The organism is Moraxella sp. CTOTU49097 (genome assembly GCF_032064105.1).
Lineage (GTDB): Bacteria > Pseudomonadota > Gammaproteobacteria > Pseudomonadales > Moraxellaceae > Faucicola > Faucicola osloensis_B.
Window position 1 is genome coordinate 67242 of sequence record NZ_DAMBOA010000003.1, and the last position, 19073, is coordinate 86314.

Below are 19073 nucleotides of genomic sequence, written 5' to 3' on the forward strand. Positions count from 1 at the left end.
AACAAGGGATATAATTACCATCCCTCTTGTTTAATTACCCATGTTGGTGCAACCAATCAAGGGTTTGCTGCCAAAGTAGCTGGTTTTGTCGGCTAAAAAACTTCATATGACCGATATGCTGTAAGCCATAATCTTTGGGTTTTAGCGTTTGGGTGGTCGCTTGCATGTTGGGAAACACCCGAATCATATCGGCGACATTCTTATCATTGGCGATATCATCATCGGGCGCATTGAGCCAAAGGGCGGGCAATTTGACGTCATCATAGTAGTGTTTTTTTACGGTTTTACCGAAGGCGGTTTTGATATAGCCTGCGCCATTGCACCAATCTCGCCACTGTTTGGCAACGTTTTTGGGCAAGTCTTCGCCCATGCCAATTTTGCTTGATTGGGTATAGCCAAACACCACATTGGACACAGGAATAAATACATCCATAAACCACATGGCTTTGGCACGATACGGCATCGCCATATTACGGATTTGCCCAGATGAACAGGCAACGTTAAACACGGATGTGAACTTGTGATGATTGGGCATCAAACCAAATAATTGACCACCCGCGCTATGACCGACCAGATGGTAGGTGGTGTTGGGAAACTCTTGAATTAGTCTATCAAGCACCGCAGTCATATCGTAGCGCCCCCAACTAATCAATGACGCATTAGAGTGCTTGAGGTTGCCTTGCATCGACTCGCCAATATCTTCATTGTCATAGCTGATGACGCCATAGCCATGCTCCATTAAATACTGCGCAAAATTTTGATAAAACTGCCGTTTGATACCTGTTGCGGGCGCAATCATTACTGCTGCTTTAACCGTATCGGGTCGAAACACAGTCGCCGCCAGTGTGGCAGGGTGTTTGGTGGCTATCTGAATGGTTTGCTGCGTAGGATGTGAGGCTAAGGCTGACGGTGTTTTTAGATTTAGGTTCGACATGACTGTTATCTTCCTTGGTAATCAACTTTTTATACAAGCTTATACGAGCGCTTTTTTATACAAGCAGTAAGCCAAATTTTAACAAATGATGAGCAGACTCACTGCGTTTAAAAGCGACTATAGCAAACAATTTATGGGTGCAAAAAAGTTATCATGAACATAACAGTCATAAAAAAAGCAATCAGCGGTGACCAATTGCTTGTTTGAATCGTTGACGAAACAACTAAGGGGTTTTCACAACAACTTTTTGGTTGGTGTTGATTAAAATCTCAGAAGGTCCATCAACGGTAACGCGCACTTGGTTATTATTAGGGCGCTGTGAGCGAAAATATTGGTCTTCAGCAGGGGTACAGCCCAAGCAGCGATCGAGTGCCGCCAGTGGCTCAAGAATCAGCTTGCGTTCTACCTGATCGATTTCATCGTTATAGATGGTAAATGGCATACTGGCAATCGCCGTCACCACGCCGCCCACCACTGCCAATGCGCCCAATGGCTTACCCACAATGGTATCAGCGACCATGGAGCCATAGGTTGGACCAAAATCTTTTTCATCAATTTCGGTAGCGGCAAAGCTGCAAGTCGTCGTTGCAACCATCAAGGCTACGGCTGACGCAATCGTATTTAATAGTTTCATAGAGCAGGTTCCTAACTGGCAGCAAGCCCCCATTAACGAGGTAACTAGCTAACTAACTAAATAATTAGGCAACTAGATAACCAAATAGCTGGGGTTGACTGACAGGTTGTACCTAACAAGTTTTGCTAGGTTGTTGCTGAATAGTTCAGGAACATTACATCAATTTTGCCAAGAATTATCAAGTAAAATTGTCTTTGCCGCAGGTTTTTTTACGTTAATGCAGACTCGTTATTTTTTGAGCGTTTTTTTGAGTGGTTTTTTCACTGATTTTTTGTGGGTTATCAGCGGCTGGCAAGTGGGACAGAACGTGCTCGCCCGCTGATTGATTTTGACATTTTCGATGATAGCGCCACAGCTCGGACAATCACCGCCTTTATGCCCATACACCAATAACGTTTGCTGAAAATACCCCGTTTGTCCATCCGCTACGGTAAAATCTTTTAATGTTGAGCCGCCTTTTTCAATCGATGTTTGTAGGACTTGTCGAATATGGGCGACCAAGGTGATGAGCTGTTCATGGCTGATGAGATGGGCAGGGGTCAACGGATGAATTTTTGATAAAAATAGGCTTTCGGTCGCATAGATATTGCCCACACCGACCACAATCTCTTGCGCCATAATCACCGATTTGATGGGGCGCTCAATCGGTTTTTTGCGATTATGGATATGGTGATATAGATAGTCAGCGCTAAAGTCTTCTGACAACGGCTCTACACCCAAATGGGTAATCAGCTTGTCTTCATAGTCATCTAGCCACAGTAGCATGCCAAACCGCCGTGGGTCATGATAATGCAGTTGGGTGTGTTTTTTGCCATCATTAAATGTCAAAATCACGTGATCGTGTTTACGCTTGTCAAACCCCACAGGATGCTGCTGTAAGCTACCCGACATCCCCAAGTGAATGAGTAACTTTTTTTGCGCCACGCCCCCGTCAAAGGTGAGAATCAGATATTTGGCTCGGCGCTCAATGTCAATAAGTTGATAATCTATCAAACTCATCAAGTCATCAGGCACCGCCCAACGCAATTTGGGCTGAAAGACGCTAACTTTTTCAACGGTTTGATTGAGCAAAGGTTGCAGACTCGTCGCTGTCGTCTGCACTTCGGGCAATTCTGGCATATGCCGTGTGACTCCTATTTAAAGCATTAAGACTTGTTGTTATTGACGATACGACGCGCCAAGATAATACCATGTTGCTGCTCTAGTTTTGCGAGCAGCTTAGACAACTGACTTAGCCCCGTCACTTCTATGGTAAAATTCAACCGCGCGATATCATCATCCCCACTTAGGGTATCGACTTGGCGGATATTGACATTTTCTTGGTCGATGATTTGGGTCAGGTCTTTGAGCAAGCCACGCCTGTCATACGATTCAAGGTATATTTGTACCAATTGGCTTTTGCCTTTATTGCCATACCAAGCGGCACTAATGGCGCGTTCAGGCTCCCGCTCCACCAGTCGCTCGTATTCGACGCAATCACTGCGGTGGACGGATACGCCATTGGACTGGGTAATATACCCTGCAATTGACTCACCTTGCACAGGCGAGCAGCAATTTGCCAAGTGAATAGCGATGTTATCTAAGCCATCGACTTCGATTTTATACGCATCCAGCTTGCCTGTGGCTTTGGGGTGAATGCTGGGAATAAGCTCAGTATCAGTGACTTCGGGTTCTAAATCTAGATGACGACTGATATGACCGGTCAAATTATGCAATTCAACGTTGCCATTGACTAGCCCTACCAAAATATCATCACTATTTTTGGCATTAAAAAATTTGACGTAATCATTTAAATCGATACTGTTAGGGTGTACCGACATGCGCGCCAATTCTTTGGTTAATATGTGCTTACCTGTTTCAATATTTTTATCACGGTCTTGCTTATTAAACCATTGACGCAGTTTGCTGCGAGCGCGACTGGTATTGATATAACCTAAAGATGCCACGAGCCAATCACGGTTTGGCTCGCGTGATTGCTTGGTAATAATCTCAACTTGCTCGCCTGTTTTGAGCTGATAGGTGAGCGGCACATAGCGTTTGTTGACGCGAGCAGCTTGGGCGCGATTGCCGACATGAGTATGCACATGATAGGCAAAATCGAGCACGGTTGAGCCTTTGGGCAATTCGATGATGTCACCATCACGACTAAACACATAAATCCGCTCAAATTCCCCAAAATCAACGACTTGTTCTTCTTCATCGAGCTCGCCATGCTCATGCTCAACATGTTTATCTAGTACAAATTTTAACGGGTCGTGATTGTCAGCATTTTCTTGATTGAGCAATAACTGACGCAGTGAGCTAATTTTTTTGGTCAGATAGTCGTCTTTTTTGTTTTTGGTGCCTTCTTTGTAGTTGACGTGTGCACACATGCCAAGTTCAGCTTCATAGTGCATGTCAAAGGTACGAATTTGTACTTCCAGCGATTTGTTCTCGGCAATCACGGCGGTATGTAGCGAGCGATAGCCATTGGTTTTTGGGTTGGTGATATAGTCATCAAACTGTTCGGGAATATAGCGCCACAAACCATGCACCAGCCCCAATACGTGATAACAATCGGCATTGTTATGCACCAGTACCCGCAGTGCGCGGATGTCATATAACTGGTCAAACGACAGTGATTTGAGTTTCATCTTACGATAAATCGAATAGATGTGTTTGACACGACCGGTGATTTCCCCGTCAATCCCTTGGGCAGCTAACGCCTCACGCAGTTGTTGGGCAACACGGTCGATATAGGTTTCGCGCTCGCTACGTTTTTCAGAGAGTAATTTGGCGATTTCTTTGTAGCGGTCAGGCGCAAGATAACGAAACGATAAGTCCTCAAGCTCCCATTTAAGCTGGGCAATACCCATACGATGCGCTAGCGGCGCGTAGATTGTCATGACCTCGCGCGCGACCCGTTGCTGACGCTCAGGACTGGCATACGACAGCTCGCGCATTGCAAAAGTACGCTCAGCCAATTTGATGAGCACCACGCGCACATCATTGGTCATCGAGATGAGCATGTTATAAATGCCCGATAACTGCTCGCGCTGGTTGTTGTTAAAGTGGTCTTCTAAGCGCTTGTTGTTTTCTATCAAATCGGACAGTCGCCCTAACGCTAGGGTTTCTTGCACCAGCTCTGCGACTTCATCGCCAAAGGTGGCTTGGATTTGTTTGGGGGTAAAAATTTGAATACGCGCGGCACGATATAACATCGCAGCAACGAGCGTGTCTTCATCTTGGTACAGATAACCCAAAATATCGGCAATCCCAATCCCAGTCAAAAACGCATTAGAGCGGTTGCTTTCGGTACTTAAATCTTGATTTTTGAGTAGTTGACAGGCTTTGGTCAGCTCAGGCAGCTCAGTGAGATGAGCGCGTTTTGCCATCGATGCCAGCCAAGCTTCGGTATCAATGGTATGCTCATCGATGATGTGACTGGCAGGCTCAGAGAGAATGGGCAAGTCAGTATGGGTGAAATGACGCTGGCTGGCGGTGATACTCGCAATCATCGTGGTACTATCATGATCAACGTCTTTTCCATCCAATAGCGGCAAACTTTCTCGTATTTTTACCATGTCAATTCTACACCTTACTTACCAGATTCCTCAAAGAGCAAAAAAACTAACCTTGTTCATTTAAAATTATCAACTCACTTTCCCTGTGAATTTTTGTGTGATTAAGTTTGATTTAATACTGCGCTAGCACTAATAAAATATGACAGAGTAGTCGCTATAGCAGCGTGTTTTAGCTATGATAGTGCGTTGGTTTTGGGCGTGTTAAGCCTTGAAATAAATGTTAAACGTTAAAATAAAGTAAATGCCATAGTCACTTTATATATCTTAACCGTTTTAGGGTTGCCCATGTTTAGCCATTTAACACTAACTTTATTACGCTTACTCATGTGTTAATTTTATTAAGATGTGTCTATTAGCAAACGATTGCAAGTCAACCCGTCGATAAAATTTTTGTATCACTGTGACGAATCAATCTAAAAACCGTGGGGCACATGTAGCAATAAATGAGTGTTAGGCAACGACCCAATCAGCGATTTGCCCGAACTTCAATCCAAATTAAGATAAAACTATCTTGTTCAGTATAGGTGAGTTTAATGAAATTACCATCTCATTTTGTTACAAATGCGACTACTGTAGCGTCAGATTTTACCATGACCCGCGCAATAAGCCTTGCGAACTTTGGTAAAACCCTGTCAATGTTGGCGATAACGCTGACTTTATCGCTTGGATTGACAGGGTGTGATTATTTTCAAACGCAAACCGACGCTAACTCGCCCATTGGTGCCAAACAAATTGCCAAACTGATTCCCAAACGTGGACAAGATAGCAAAAGCTGGGCACAAGACATCAACCAAATATTTGATACCCTAAAAATAGAAAAAAACGCGCAAAATATTTGTACCGCTGTCGCCATTATCGACCAAGAGTCTAATTTTAAAGCCAATCCGCCCGTCCCGAATTTGGGGCAATCAAGCCTAAAAGCGATGAATGAAGAGTTGGAAGAAAAATTAGGCTCAACGCTAGCCCCGTATTTTCGCACCATGCTAAAAACTGAGCCTACCCCCGATAACAGCTTTGAAAAACAAATCGCTAAAGTCAAAACTGAAGAAGAACTTGACGATATTTATCATCAGATGTTTGCGTATTTTTCAAGCAAATATTATGCCAGCAAGCTGAACAGCGTCACCAAATTGGTGGGCGGGGATATTGAAGAAAAATTAGACCCGATTACCACCTTAGGCTCAATGCAGGTGCAAGTGAGTTATGCGCGTGACCATCGCCGGATGAATGGCAATAACCTTGAACTGCGTAAAGACCTATATAGCCAATATGGCGGATTGTACTATGGTATCCATCGCTTACTACTGTATAAAGCCAATTATCAAGACTCGATTTATCGCTTCGCTGACTACAACTCAGGGATGTATTCAAGCCGTAATGCGGCTTTCCAAAAAATGCTGCACGAGTTATCCAAAGCCGAAATAGACTATGACGGGGATTTATTGATTTATGAAAAAGGCAATAAAATCAGTGCCAATATCAGCCAAAGTGAGCAGGCGCTGATATCAATGATACAACAAGGCATGATTAGCCTGACGGAGCGACAAGTGCGCATGGACTTGGCAAAAGAAAAAAGCCAAGATTTTGAAAATACCGAAACCTATCGCACCATCGGTAGTCTTTACAAAATGAAAACTGGCAAAAATGCACCTACCGCCATCATGCCACAAGTGGTCATCTCTGGGGCAAAACTCAGCCGCGATTACAATACCAAATGGTACGCTGATAAAGTCAACGTACGCTATATGAATTGTATGAATAAAGCCAAATTTTAGCGTTTCTCAAATCTTGCAATACTTTCCACATGCCCTGTGTGCGGGAACATATCCATCACGCCCGCGTGGGTGAGCTTGTAGCCTTTGTCAAGCAGCACGGCGGTATCGCGGGCAAGCGTAATCGGATTGCACGACACATACACGATGCGTTTGGCATTGAATTTATCTAGATACTGCATGACTTCTAAGGCGCCTGAGCGGGGTGGGTCAATCAGCAGTGCATCGACTTGCCCAACCCAAGGCTCACTCGAGAAATCTTGGGTTAAATCTTGGGCAAAAAAGTCGGTATGGTGCAAGCCGTTGGCGATGGCATTCATTTTGGCACGCTGTGTCATCTCACTGCTGCCTTCCACCCCAATCACAAAGCCTGTATCACCCACTTGACGCGCCAGTGGTAGACTAAAATTGCCCAAACCGCAAAATAAATCAAGCACTCGCTCGCCTGGCTTCAATTCTAACAAATCAATCGCCAGCTTGGTCATTTTACGATTGACTGACAAATTCACTTGGGTAAAATCCAGTGGCGAGAATTCAAACGTCACATCAAACTCGGGCAAGCGATAAAACAAACCGCCCGTCGGTGGCACAGTCAGGCTTGATGGGCGCGCATTAGGCGTGTTCTCATATAACTGGTCAATGCGATGAACCGTGTCGCTACCTTTGGGCTGTAAAAATAACTGCCAGTTGCGCTCGGCAAAAAAAGCTTGCAGTTTTGCGATATCATGCTCACCTAAATCCACCATGTGACGGACAATGACGGCGATGGATTTTTTGCTATCGATAACATCATCAAGCGTTTCACCCATCGCTAATTCAAGCTGTGGAATATGGTCACGGGCGTCAAGCGAGCTAATAAGCGCTTTTAAGTTCTCAATTTCAAAGCCGATACGCGGATCAAGCACATGGCATTCATTTAAATTTGCCAAAAAATTGCTGGCGCGCTCACGAAAACCGACCAATGCTGTGCCTTTTTTCTCGACATAGCGCACGCCCATACGCGCCTTGGTGCGGTAGCCCAAACGGTCAGCAACCAATGGGGGAAGCCAGTGTTCAGGCTGGATATGGGCTTGGTGTTCCAGTAGCTCTGCCAGTACCGATTGCTTAAATTGAATCTGCCCATCGGGTTGCCAGTGCTGCAAGCTACAGCCACCACACACCCCAAAATGCGGGCAAGGTGGGGTCGTGCGTTCAGGGTTTGGGTTTGCCAACACGAGAGCCGCATCACCTTCTTCCATACTTTTACGTGAGCCTGTGATTTTGACGCTCACGGTCTCGTTGGGCAGCGCAAAGCTGACGAATACTTTTTTGCCATGTTTATCGAGGTGATGGTCGGGTTGGTCACCGTAACTTGCCACGCCCCGTCCGTCATGGGCAAGGTTGGTAACTGTTAGGGTAACGGGTGGGGCGTCTTGCAAACGTTTACGCACCCGCGCGGTGGGTTTGATTTTTTTGCTTGGGTTTTTGGTGAGTTGGGAAGACGATGTTTGGTCAGCGGTAGCGTTTGACATTTATTAAAAAACCTATTTAATCGAGGGTCAGTGTGAATATTTATTACAAAATTCATCAAAATTTTGCGGTTATGATAGCTTAAAATGGATTTTTTTTATATCAATACCTGACTTTACATCGCTCAAAGAAGAAGGTTTGGATGTGATTGCATAACGGGTCATCACTTATCATAGGGCGTTATGTAAATGCTTTAAAATTTTACCGCTAACAAATGAGCCAAGTGGTTATTTTTAAAAAGCAAAGTTGTGCTATGATGGTGTTTTATCCGTTAGCTATATAGGTTAATCGACACCATCATGCACGAACTAGAACTCAAGTTTGCTGTCCCAAGCTATCAACAAAGCGTCTTAAGAAAAAACATCGACACCAAAACTGCGCAGCAACAGCGCCTATCTGCGTATTACTTTGATACCCCCAATCAAGACCTTGCCAAAAAAGGCATTGCCCTGCGTATCCGCTTTGAAGACAGCCAATGGGTACAAACCCTCAAAACAGCCGGTGATGGCGTTGCCAAACGCGTTGAGCTCAATACCGTGCTGAGCCTGACGGGTACGCCAGATACCCTTGATGTTAGCAGCCTTTTGCCCGATGTTTCACTGATTACAGAGCCAACAGTGGTAGCGCAGCTGACTAACATCATGCCGCTTGATGAGCTCGCTCAAGTCTTAACCGTGCAATATTTCACCGATGTCCAGCGCACTTCTCGCCAAATTAAGAAAAATAACAGCCGCATCGAAATCGCTTATGATATCGGTAAGGTCGGCATAGGTCGCCTAAACTCACAAAAACCCGCCAATAATCATGGGTTAACCCAATCGGATATTCATGAAATTGAATTTGAACTCCTTGAAGGTGACCCAAGTGATTTGATTGACATTGCAAAAACTTGGTGCAAAAAATACAAATTATATTTATCAACCGTTACCAAAGCGCAGCGGGGTAGTTTGCTACTCGTGAATAAGCAATTTGCCGAGCCTGTCAAAGCGGATTTGGCTGTGCTGCCATTACACAAAGGCATCAGCCAATTTGCGTTTTTGCAGGCAGTGGTCAATAACTGCCTAGTGCAGATTTTGCCCAATGCCTCTGCAATTGCTGAAGGCAGTCCCGATGGCAACTTAGTACATCAACTGCGTGTCGGTATTCGGCGTTTGCGTACTGCCCTCAAACATTTCAAATTTGCCCAAGATTATATTGACCCAACTTGGCTGATGGTACTCAAACAAACCTTTAGCCTGTTAGGGGAGTATCGCGATAAAGAAATCTTGCAAATAAAAACCCAGCCCCTACTAGAATCAGTCGGTGCACCGCATGTCGAGTGGTCAACGGCAGTCGATATCATGCCGATTGACGCCGTCAGAGCCAATGATTTTCAAATTCTGCTGTTAGAGCTGATTGGTTTTACCCATTTGCCCGTACCTGCGGATAATCCAAAAGCCAAAGCCCCAGTTGCCAAAAAGTTGGAAAAACTATTTACCGCGATTGCCGCGGCGAGTGATAAATTTGCCAGTCTTGATACTGACAGCCAGCATGGTGTGCGTAAAGACCTAAAAAGCCTGCGTTATGTCAGTGAATTTGCTGCGCCGCTTTTTGCCAACCAAACCAATGGCAAAAAAGGAAAAAAAGCGACAAAGCTCAATGCCTTTTTGCAATACTTAGAGCCTGCACAAGACGTACTCGGTGAGTACAATGACAACGTGGTCGGTCATGCTAACTATCTTGAGAAAGCCAAAACCGACCCAAATGCGCTATTTGCGGTGGGTTGGTTTAGCGGACGTGAGCAAGCCAGTGCCGAGCAATGCGCAGTGAGTCTAAAAGCAGTAAAAAATGCGCCAAAGTTTTGGTCATAGTTTGGCTTGATTGTATGTAAATAACAGAGAATAAAATAAAAGTGGCTGTAAAAGTGGCTGATGCCTGTAAAAGTGCCTGAGTAGAAAGCATCAGTCAGTCAATCACTATATTACTAGTTGGGTCAGTCATGGACGACATCATTCAGCCGCTAATCTCGATACCGACAGTAGATAATATGCGGTATATTGTCGGGTTTTTACTGAGCTAATTTTTTAGTTAATGGCAATCAAATTTATATAAAAAAGCCAATATCCTCAGATATTGGCTTTTTGCTGTCACTAGCACTATCACTGTCACGTGCATTGTAGTGCAGATTGAAAAATTATTTTCCGTAAACTTTTAGGCGTTTTTCAATTGGTTCAAAGGTTTTTTCACCTGCTGGGGCGGCGATACCACCAAATACCATCTGTGCAATGAGTTTCCAGTTACTATCGATGTTCCATGTTTCTGCCACTTTTTCATCAATCACGCCATTGTAATGCTGTAAGTTTGCACCGATGTTGAGCGCGGCTAAGGCGTTCCAAAGCGCATATTGGTGCATCGCACTGGTGTGTTCAGCCCATACTGGGAAATTATGCGCATAAAGTGGGAATTGTTCTTGTAAGCCTTTGACCACTGATTGGTCTTCAAAATACAAGATAGTCCCTGCACCGGCTTTAAACATGGCCATTTTATCGGCAGTTGATTTGAATTTTTCATCATCATTCACCATCGCGCGTAGCAAATCTTCGGTGATTTGCCAAAGTTTTTGATGGTCTTCACCAAACAATACCACCAAGCGGCTTGACTGTGAGTTGAATGAAGAGGGGGTATGTAACACGGCATGTTCAACCAGTTTAACCACCTCATCTTTTGAGACAGGCAATTGGTCATTGAGCATATAGATAGAACGGCGAGTTTCTGCGATAGCGTGTAATGTTTCGACTGACATAATTAGCTCCTTTTCATTGTTATTTGATAATCAATCTACCTTATTAATTAAAGTTAAAGCCGATTGAGCTGACACGGCTATTATATGCCTAAAATACGAATAAATAAAAACTATTTTGTAATTTTTTTTAACCAATAATCATATTTATTAATTTTTTCTAATATATTATTAAGGTTAACTTTGATAAATTTACGGCAAAATTTCGACAACTGTACCAATATCCACTTGGTCATATAATGTGATAATGTCTTGATTGCGCATACGGATACAGCCATGAGAAAGCGGAATGCCCATCGGCTCGGTATCGGGCGTGCCATGAATGTAAATATAGCGCGCCTTGGTATCACACACCCCTTGCTCATTGGCGCCTTTGTTAAAGCCTTCTTCATAACCATCTAACCACAAAATCCGCGTCAAAATCCAGTCTCGATTTGGGAATGTAGTTGCCAAATGATCGTCATAAATTTCACCGGTAAATTGTCGTGCCACAAATACACTGTTGATAGGTAAATTATCACCAAATTTTTCGCTAATCACGTGCGCACCAAGCGGTGTACAGCCAGTATCCTGCAGTTGTCCAATACCATTTTTGGCAGTAGAGATGGGGTAAATTTGTGATTGGTTGCTACTAAGACATAAAGTAAGCTGTTGTTTTTCAATTGAAATGATGATTTTTGGGTAAGACATAATCGACTCGTTTAACATTAAGCTTAGACTATCATAACAAAAAAGCCCATCATATTCATGACAGGCTTTTTAAGAAAAATTTGAAAACATACAATCAGTTATTTGATGTCAGCAGTGGATACCCACAAGGTAGAATCGGCAATGTTCACAAAGCCATTTTTGGCTAATACCCAGCTAAATTTGATGCCTTTGGGTAGGGTCTGCACCACGGGGCATAAACGATTGGGACAAGAACGTACAATCGCATCTTTGTTGGTTTGTGCTTGATGACCGCTATCGGCTTGCGCGGGGAGGGGTAAAACCACCCATACCAAAGCCGCAGCCAAATTTGTCAGTTTATAGTTAGCAAGGAATGATTTAATGATCGCGCTCATGATTTTTCAAAAAATACAGTCAAATAAATACAGCTAAATAGGGAGAAAATTTTATCAATAGATTATCTATCAAAACAAAAAAACTATTGTCATATTCACGTAAAAATACTGTGACAATAGGTATAAAAAAACTCAAAAAAGAAAAAGGCCTACGTAACACGTAAGCCTTTTTAATTTGGTCGGAACGGCGGGATTCGAACTCGCGACCCCTTGCACCCCATGCAAGTGCGCTACCAGACTGCGCTACGCCCCGAAAGGTGTACTATTCTACCAAAAATGACAGAATTTGCAATACAAACTTATCCAATTAGTTCTTTTAACAGCTGATTAACTTGAGCCGGGTTGGCTTTACCTTTTGAGGCTTTCATCACTTGACCGACAAGACCGTTAAAGGCTTTTTCTTTACCTGACTTATACTCATCGACCATCGCTTGGTTGTTTTTCAACACGTCTTCGACAATTGCTTTAATCGCGCCTGTATCGGTTTCTTGTTTTAAACCTTTATCGGCAATGATTTTATCCACGGCTGTGTCATCGTCACCGCCTTCGCCAGCGAATAGGGCGATAAAGGCTTGTTTAGCCAGCTTGCCTGATAGCGTATTGTCTTTGATACGCTCTAGCAGTTTGGCAAATTGGCTCACCGAAATCGGACTTTGCTCAATGGTTTTTTCATCTTTGTTGAGCGCGCCGAGCAGGTCACCCATTATCCAGTTGGCAGCCAGTTTGGCGTTATCATGACCGACTTTTGCCACGACTTGCTCAAAGTAATCAGCGAGCGAACGGCTAGCGGTTAAAATACGGCTGTCATATTCAGGTAAGCCAAGCGCCGATTGAAAACGCTCACGACGTGCCACTGGCAATTCTGGCATGGCGTTTTTGATTTGTTCAAAAGTTGCGGTATCAATATGCACAGGTAGCAGGTCGGGGTCTGGGAAGTAGCGGTAGTCGTTGGCTTCTTCCTTGGTACGCATTGAGCGCGTTTCGTCTTTGTCGGGATCATATAGGCGAGTGGCTTGTATGACTTTGCCGCCGTCTTCAATCAAGTCAATTTGACGCTCAATTTCCACTGTGATGGCACGCTCGATAAAGCGAAACGAGTTGAGGTTCTTAATCTCACAGCGAGTACCCAAATCGGCACCGGGTTTTCGCACGGAGACGTTACAGTCGGCACGGAATGAGCCTTCTGCCATAATGGCATCAGAAATACCGAGCCAAGTGACCAACTGGTGAATGGCTTTGACATAGGCAACCGCCTCGGCAGCTGAGCGCATATCAGGCTCCGAGACGATTTCAATCAGCGGCGTACCGGCACGGTTTAAATCCACGCCTGTCATTTGTGGCACCGCATCATGCACCGATTTGCCCGCATCTTCTTCTAAGTGAGCACGGGTAATGTGAATACGTTTGGGATATTCGTTTTTTTCACCTTCATTGACCACGATGTCGATATGGCCTGTACCGACAATCGGGTGCGCCATTTGGCTGATTTGGTAGCCTTTTGGTAGGTCGGGATAAAAATAATTTTTACGGTCAAAGGCGTTCATCATGCCAATTTCAGCATTGACGCCAAGCCCAAACATCACCGCTTTTTCTACCACATCTTTGTTGAGTACAGGCAGCGCCCCTGGCATGGCTAGGTCAACAATATTGGCTTGGGTGTTGGGCTCTTGCCCAAATAGCGTTGAAGCCGATGAGAAAATTTTGGTGTTGGTATTGAGTTGGCAGTGGATTTCGATACCGATAACCACTTCATAGCCATCAACTAAAGGCGCTTGCGGTTTATTTTCGTTTGTCATAACAAGGCTCCTTAGGCTTTGGCGATGGGTGATAGTTGTTGGTGAAAATCAGTGACTTGCTGATACGCATCGGCAGTTTGCAATAGTGTTTCTTCATCCCATGCTTTTGCAATCAGCTGTAAGCCCACAGGCAGATTGTCACCATCAAAACCCACCGGATGGCTTAACGAAGGTAAACCGGCTAAATTCACGCCAATGGTATAAACATCTCCCATATAAATTTCGGCAGGGCTAAGGCTTGCACCGATTTTATAAGCCGTCGTTGGTGCAGTTGGGGTGGCAATGACATCACAACTTTCAAAGGCTTTGGCAAAGTCTTGGCTGATGAGGCGGCGCACTTTTTGCGCTTTGACATAGTAGGCATCAAAATAACCTGCTGATAGCGCATAGGTACCCATCAAAATACGGCGCTGTACTTCGGCACCAAAGCCTTCAGAACGTGAGCGGGTGTATAAATCTTCCAAGTTTTTTGGGCTATCACAGCGGTAGCCATAACGTACCCCATCATAACGCGATAAGTTAGATGAAGCTTCGGCTGGGGCGAGCAAATAATAAGTAGCAAGGGTGATTTCAGGTTTGGTCAAATTCACATCCACCAAGCTTGCACCCAAGGCTTGGTATTGTTTTAATGCCGCTTCTACACTGGCTTTAACCTCGCTATTTAAGCCATCGGCAAAATACTCGGTTGGGATACCGATGCGTAACCCTTGAAGCGGTTTATCATGGCTGGCATTGGTTTGGCGTTTGCTGGTCAAACTCGCGACAAAATCGGGCACATCTTTGTTAACGGATGTTGAGTCTTTGCTGTCATGACCTGATAACACGCTGAGCAAATAAGCACAATCCTCTGCGGTTTTACCAAAACTGCCAGCTTGGTCAAAACTTGACGCATACGCCACCATGCCATAACGTGAGACACGTCCGTAAGTTGGCTTAATCCCTGTCAAACCACAAAATGACGCAGGTTGACGAATCGAGCCACCGGTATCTGAGCCTGTGGCAAAGGGCGTAAAACCTGCTGCAACCGCTGCTGCGCTACCGCCCGATGAACCGCCTGGTACACGGCTGATATCCCAAGGGTTGTGTACGGCGCCAAAATAAGATGACTCATTGTCCGAGCCCATGGCGAACTCATCCATGCTGGTTTTGCCAAGCATGACTAAGCCTGCATTTTGGCAGTTTTCAACGATGGTAGCGTTGTAAGGCGCCACAAAGTTTTCTAGCATTTTTGAGCCGCAAGTGGTTAAAACGCCTTGGGTACAAAAAATGTCTTTATGAGCCAGTGGTATACCCGTCAAGTCTGTACCTTTGCCTTCTGCCAATAATTTATCGGCGGCGGCAGCTTGCGCTAACGCTTGTTCAGGCGTGACCGTGATAAAGCTGTTGATGGCTTTATCATGCTGGGCAATCCGACTAAGAAAATGTTGGGTAAGTTCGGTACTGCTAAAGTCTTTATTTTTTAGACCTGCCGCTAATTGGGCAACCGAAAACGTATGTAGTTCAGACATAATTTTCACTTATAATTAATTAACAAAAATTTGACAAGTTATTCGATGAGCTGTGGCTTATTCAATGACCTGTGGTACAAGGTATAGACCATCAGCGACACTTGGCGCAATGGACTGATTTAGCTCACGGTTGACTTCGACCCCATCACCGCCAATAACATCGTCACGCAGTGGCTGGGTCATATCATGGACATTGGTAAGCGGTGCGATATTGTCAGTATTGACCTCTGCCAAAATATCCATCATCGATAGGATTTTGCTTAGGTCATTGGCATAACTATCTGCTTGCTCAGCGGTCACGCCAAGCCGAGCAAGTTTTGCGATGTTCATAATTTCATCAGTTGAAAGCGTCTGCGACATGATGACTTCCTTAAGTACAAATAAAAATAAAAAACGGACAAACAAGGCAAATGTTCGATGCGATTTTAAACCAGCCAATTATAGCAACAGGCTATAATAAAAGAGGCTAAAACCTGATAAAAACAGTTGCTTTAGTTTAGTTACTTTTAATAACAAATTTGAAAAAATAGGGTGATGTGACCTAAATAATTTGTCACAAAAAATTCGTGAATAAAGATAGAATGTGATTAAATCACTATATTTTGCGATATTTTACCGCTATAATCTAGCACTATTCTTATTAAACGCAAATTAATCGCATTAAAGTCACTATCGCCTAAACCTCTTTGAAATCATAGTCACTTTTTTTATATAAAAAGATAGCCTTTTAACTATTAATCGTTAAGAGTTTCTTGCTATTTTTTATGTAAAATACAGCAGCGGTAAGCAGCTTGCTTCAGATTTTTTGCTAGTGGGCACGATAGGGCGGTTTTGAAACACGGGCATTAGAAACATCGGCATTAAAAGCTTTTAAATAAACGCTTTTAAAAACTGCGTCCTTGACTCGATGTGCGATTAGACACCCCGCTAATTTCTGCTTTGCTTGCAGTGTAGTTTTGTTATCACTGGGAAATGATACATGAGCCTTTTCGGATTTTTATCAAGTAATATCGCCATCGACCTTGGCACTGCCAACACGTTAATTTTCACCCCAGGTAAAGGTGTGGTCCTTAATGAACCAACGGTTGTTGCGCTTCGTAGTAACCGTACCCAAAATCCTACCGTCGCAGCCGTCGGTATTGATGCCAAACAGATGCTAGGTCGTACCCCAGATAATATCACTGCGATTCGTCCACTTAAAGACGGTGTGATTGCCGATTTTGAAGTGACTCAAAAAATGCTCAAGCATTTTATCAACAAAGTGAAAGTCAAACGCTTTTTAGCCAATCCAAACGTGATTGTTTGTGTGCCTTGTAAATCCACCTTGGTAGAACGTCGTGCGATTCGTGAAGCGGTTGAATCAGCAGGCGCAAACAAAGCCTTATTGCTTGAAGAGCCTATGGCAGCTGCGATTGGCGCCGGGTTACCTGTGCATGAAGCCAGCGGTTCGATGGTGGTGGATATCGGGGGTGGTACCACAGAGATTGCGGTGATTGCGCTATCAGGCTGTGTGTATGCTGACTCTATCCGTATCGGCGGTGACGTGTTCGATGAAGCGATTATTACTCATGTCCGCCGTACCCATGGCTGTGTGATTGGTGAAACCACGGCTGAACGCATCAAAACCGAAGTAGGGACGGCAATTGAAGATCCTGAAAACCCCTTGGAAGTGGAAGTGCGTGGTCGTAGCATGGCAGAAGGCGTGCCTAAATCATTTGTAGTGACATCCGCCGAAATCCAAAAAGCCTTAAGCGACCCTATTACTGGTATCATCTCAGGTGTCAAAGCGGCGCTTGAGCAAACCCCGCCTGAATTATCAGCCGATATCGCAGAGCGTGGTATTGTATTAACAGGTGGTGGTGCACTATTACGCAATCTTGATGAGCTGATTTCACGCGAGACAGGCTTGCCTGTCACGGTAGCCGAAGACCCCTTGACTTGTGTCAGCCGTGGTGGTGGTAAAGCGTTAGAGTTTATCAATAACAAAGCATTGAATATGATTTTTGTCTGATGTTAACTGATGTGTTACCGTTAACCGCTATTTTTTAATAGCGGTTTTATTGCTTTATTGACAAGATGATTTTACGATAGCTTTTTTTAAAAGATTTTTGCTACCCTTATCCGTGTTGTGCCGCTTGCTGTATTGACTGTCACGGATTTTACTTGGATGTTACTCTTGGATGTTACTTATGTCACTTACCATTTTTACCCAACAACCGCTCGCCATTCGCAAGACCCTTATTGTGGTGTTTGCAGCGATTGTGCTGATGTTATTGGATAGTAAAAATAGCAGTTGGTTTCAGCCAGTACGTACCGTGACCCATGCCGCCATGCAGCCCATCTATCAAGTATCGGCTTATCCAAGTTTTTTTGCAGGCTGGCTTGATAGCACCATGACCGAAAAAGAAGCGTTACGCCGTGAGAATGTCCAGTTAAAAGCTGAGCTGGTGCATGCCAAAGCGCAGTTGCAGCAGCAAGATTATCTTGTCGCGCAAAATGCCCGACTGCAAGGGATTTTATCCGCCACCACGCCAGACCAGTTTAATTTGCTGTTGTCGCATGTCATTGGTACCGATAGCAATCCACTGCGGCAAATGGTGGTCATCAATAAAGGCAGCAAAGACGGGGTAATTGTCGGGCAAACGGTGATTGATGAAAACGGTATTCTTGGACAAGTCGTCAATGTTTATCCCGATACCTGCCGTGTGGTGTTAATCAGCGATGACCAACAATCCGTTGCCGTCACTATCAAACGTACTGGGCAAAAAGCTATTGTATCGGGCAAAGGTAATCCGCAGTATTTGGTACTAGATTATATCTTTAAGGCATCGGATGTACGCATTGGCGATGAGCTGATTTCATCAGGGCTTGGTGGTCGTATTCCTGCCGGATTTCCTGTTGGGCGCGTGGCAAAAGTAGAAGCCGAGCAAGCAGGGGGCTATGCCAAGATTATGGTGAAACCCGCTGCCAACTTTATCAATACGTCTTATGTTTTATTGCTTCAGCAAAAGGTATAAAATCACCGATTATGGTCGTCGTTCAGCGCAAAAAAACCAAACAGCATTTATATATTGTGATGGCAATCAGTTTTATCATCGCATCGGTACTTAGTGTGTATCCGCTGTCGGCAGAGATTGCGCTATTTCGTCCGATGTGGATGATCATGATGCTGATTTTTTGGCTGATATTTCAACCGACTTTGATTGGTATGGGATTGGCGTTTGTGGTTGGTCTGTTTGCTGATTTACTGACGGATAGCCGAATCGGTCAGCAAGCCTTATGTGCAGTGCTAGTGGCATTTTTTATCAAGTTTGTCAGTGGTTATTTACGCCAATTGTCCTCGAACTTGGTATGGCTACTTGCGGGCGCCTGTTTGCTGATTTATCAATTTGGGTTAATTTTTTTGCATTTATTTACCCAAGGGGTGTTTGCACCCCAATTACTTTATACCGTTGCCATCAGCACCTTAATTTGGCCACTATTAGTCGCTGTCATGCTGCGTTATACGCGATAA

At 44.4% G+C, this 19073-nt stretch carries 16 protein-coding genes and 1 tRNA gene; 5 read left to right on the top strand and 12 right to left on the bottom strand.

All coding sequences use genetic code 11. The annotated features are described in order from the left end of the window. Positions 1-34: 34 nt before the first annotated feature. From RT064_RS03015 to RT064_RS03030, 4 genes are all read right to left on the bottom strand, one after another. On the bottom strand, positions 35-934 hold the full coding sequence (locus RT064_RS03015; RefSeq protein ID WP_313061310.1) for an alpha/beta hydrolase family protein: 900 nt from the start codon (positions 932-934) through the stop codon (positions 35-37). Positions 935-1157: 223 nt separating this feature from the next. Further along, entirely contained in the window at positions 1158-1568 is a 411-nt protein-coding gene (locus tag RT064_RS03020; protein ID WP_065262556.1) for a hypothetical protein, read from the bottom strand. Between the two features lie 228 nt (positions 1569-1796). Then, a complete protein-coding gene (gene mutM / locus RT064_RS03025) occupies positions 1797-2687 on the bottom strand; it encodes a bifunctional DNA-formamidopyrimidine glycosylase/DNA-(apurinic or apyrimidinic site) lyase (RefSeq protein WP_313061313.1) in 891 nt (296 codons plus the stop codon). A 26-nt stretch (positions 2688-2713) separates the two neighbouring features. Further along, entirely contained in the window at positions 2714-5131 is a 2418-nt protein-coding gene (locus RT064_RS03030) for a RelA/SpoT family protein (protein WP_313061315.1), read from the bottom strand. A gap of 590 nt (positions 5132-5721) precedes the next feature. Between RT064_RS03030 and RT064_RS03035 the strand changes: the two genes are divergently transcribed. Beyond that, on the top strand, positions 5722-6906 hold the full coding sequence (locus RT064_RS03035; RefSeq protein ID WP_065253502.1) for a DUF1615 family protein: 1185 nt from the start codon (positions 5722-5724) through the stop codon (positions 6904-6906). Here the strand turns inward: RT064_RS03035 and rlmD are convergent. Continuing rightward, positions 6903-8414 carry a 23S rRNA (uracil(1939)-C(5))-methyltransferase RlmD gene (rlmD, locus tag RT064_RS03040; RefSeq protein WP_313061319.1) on the bottom strand — a complete coding sequence of 504 codons (1512 nt, stop codon included), beginning with the start codon at positions 8412-8414 and terminating at the stop codon, positions 6903-6905. The two genes, RT064_RS03035 and rlmD, sit on opposite strands and share 4 nt — an antisense overlap. A 297-nt stretch (positions 8415-8711) precedes the next feature. Here rlmD and RT064_RS03045 point away from each other — a divergent pair, with 297 nt between their 5' ends. Then, positions 8712-10262, top strand: a complete 1551-nt coding sequence (locus RT064_RS03045; protein ID WP_313061320.1) for a CYTH and CHAD domain-containing protein — start codon at positions 8712-8714, stop codon at positions 10260-10262. Positions 10263-10585: 323 nt separating this feature from the next. On the opposite strand, the gene RT064_RS03050 is transcribed toward RT064_RS03045, so the two are convergent. The 7 genes from RT064_RS03050 to gatC form a co-directional block, all read right to left on the bottom strand. Beyond that, on the bottom strand, positions 10586-11194 hold the full coding sequence (locus RT064_RS03050; protein WP_099808479.1) for a nitroreductase family protein: 609 nt from the start codon (positions 11192-11194) through the stop codon (positions 10586-10588). 189 nt (positions 11195-11383) lie between these two features. Next, positions 11384-11881 (bottom strand): L,D-transpeptidase family protein, encoded by a 498-nt coding sequence (locus RT064_RS03055; protein WP_313061327.1) that lies wholly within the window; start codon positions 11879-11881, stop codon positions 11384-11386. Between the two features lie 98 nt (positions 11882-11979). Beyond that, positions 11980-12255: a hypothetical protein gene (locus RT064_RS03060; RefSeq protein ID WP_099808477.1), complete on the bottom strand. Its 276-nt coding sequence runs from the start codon at positions 12253-12255 to the stop codon at positions 11980-11982. Positions 12256-12431: 176 nt separating this feature from the next. Further along, a tRNA-Pro gene (locus RT064_RS03065) sits at positions 12432-12508 on the bottom strand. A 46-nt stretch (positions 12509-12554) separates the two neighbouring features. Next, the gene (gene gatB / locus RT064_RS03070; protein WP_313061331.1) at positions 12555-14051 is read right to left on the bottom strand and encodes an Asp-tRNA(Asn)/Glu-tRNA(Gln) amidotransferase subunit GatB; all 1497 of its coding nucleotides are present in this window, start codon (positions 14049-14051) and stop codon (positions 12555-12557) included. A gap of 11 nt (positions 14052-14062) precedes the next feature. After that, a complete protein-coding gene (gatA, locus tag RT064_RS03075) occupies positions 14063-15559 on the bottom strand; it encodes an Asp-tRNA(Asn)/Glu-tRNA(Gln) amidotransferase subunit GatA (protein WP_313061333.1) in 1497 nt (498 codons plus the stop codon). A gap of 57 nt (positions 15560-15616) precedes the next feature. Further along, positions 15617-15919, bottom strand: a complete 303-nt coding sequence (gene gatC / locus RT064_RS03080) for an Asp-tRNA(Asn)/Glu-tRNA(Gln) amidotransferase subunit GatC (protein ID WP_313061335.1) — start codon at positions 15917-15919, stop codon at positions 15617-15619. A 619-nt stretch (positions 15920-16538) separates the two neighbouring features. Between gatC and RT064_RS03085 the strand changes: the two genes are divergently transcribed. The 3 genes from RT064_RS03085 to mreD all read left to right on the top strand — a co-directional run bounded on the left by RT064_RS03085 (position 16539) and on the right by mreD (position 19073). Further along, the gene (locus RT064_RS03085) at positions 16539-17570 is read left to right on the top strand and encodes a rod shape-determining protein (protein ID WP_007115517.1); all 1032 of its coding nucleotides are present in this window, start codon (positions 16539-16541) and stop codon (positions 17568-17570) included. 178 nt (positions 17571-17748) lie between these two features. Further along, complete coding sequence (gene mreC, locus RT064_RS03090; protein ID WP_036598406.1) at positions 17749-18576, top strand: rod shape-determining protein MreC; 828 nt, start codon at positions 17749-17751, stop codon at positions 18574-18576. An 11-nt stretch (positions 18577-18587) separates the two neighbouring features. Continuing rightward, positions 18588-19073 (top strand): rod shape-determining protein MreD, encoded by a 486-nt coding sequence (mreD, locus tag RT064_RS03095; protein ID WP_313061338.1) that lies wholly within the window; start codon positions 18588-18590, stop codon positions 19071-19073.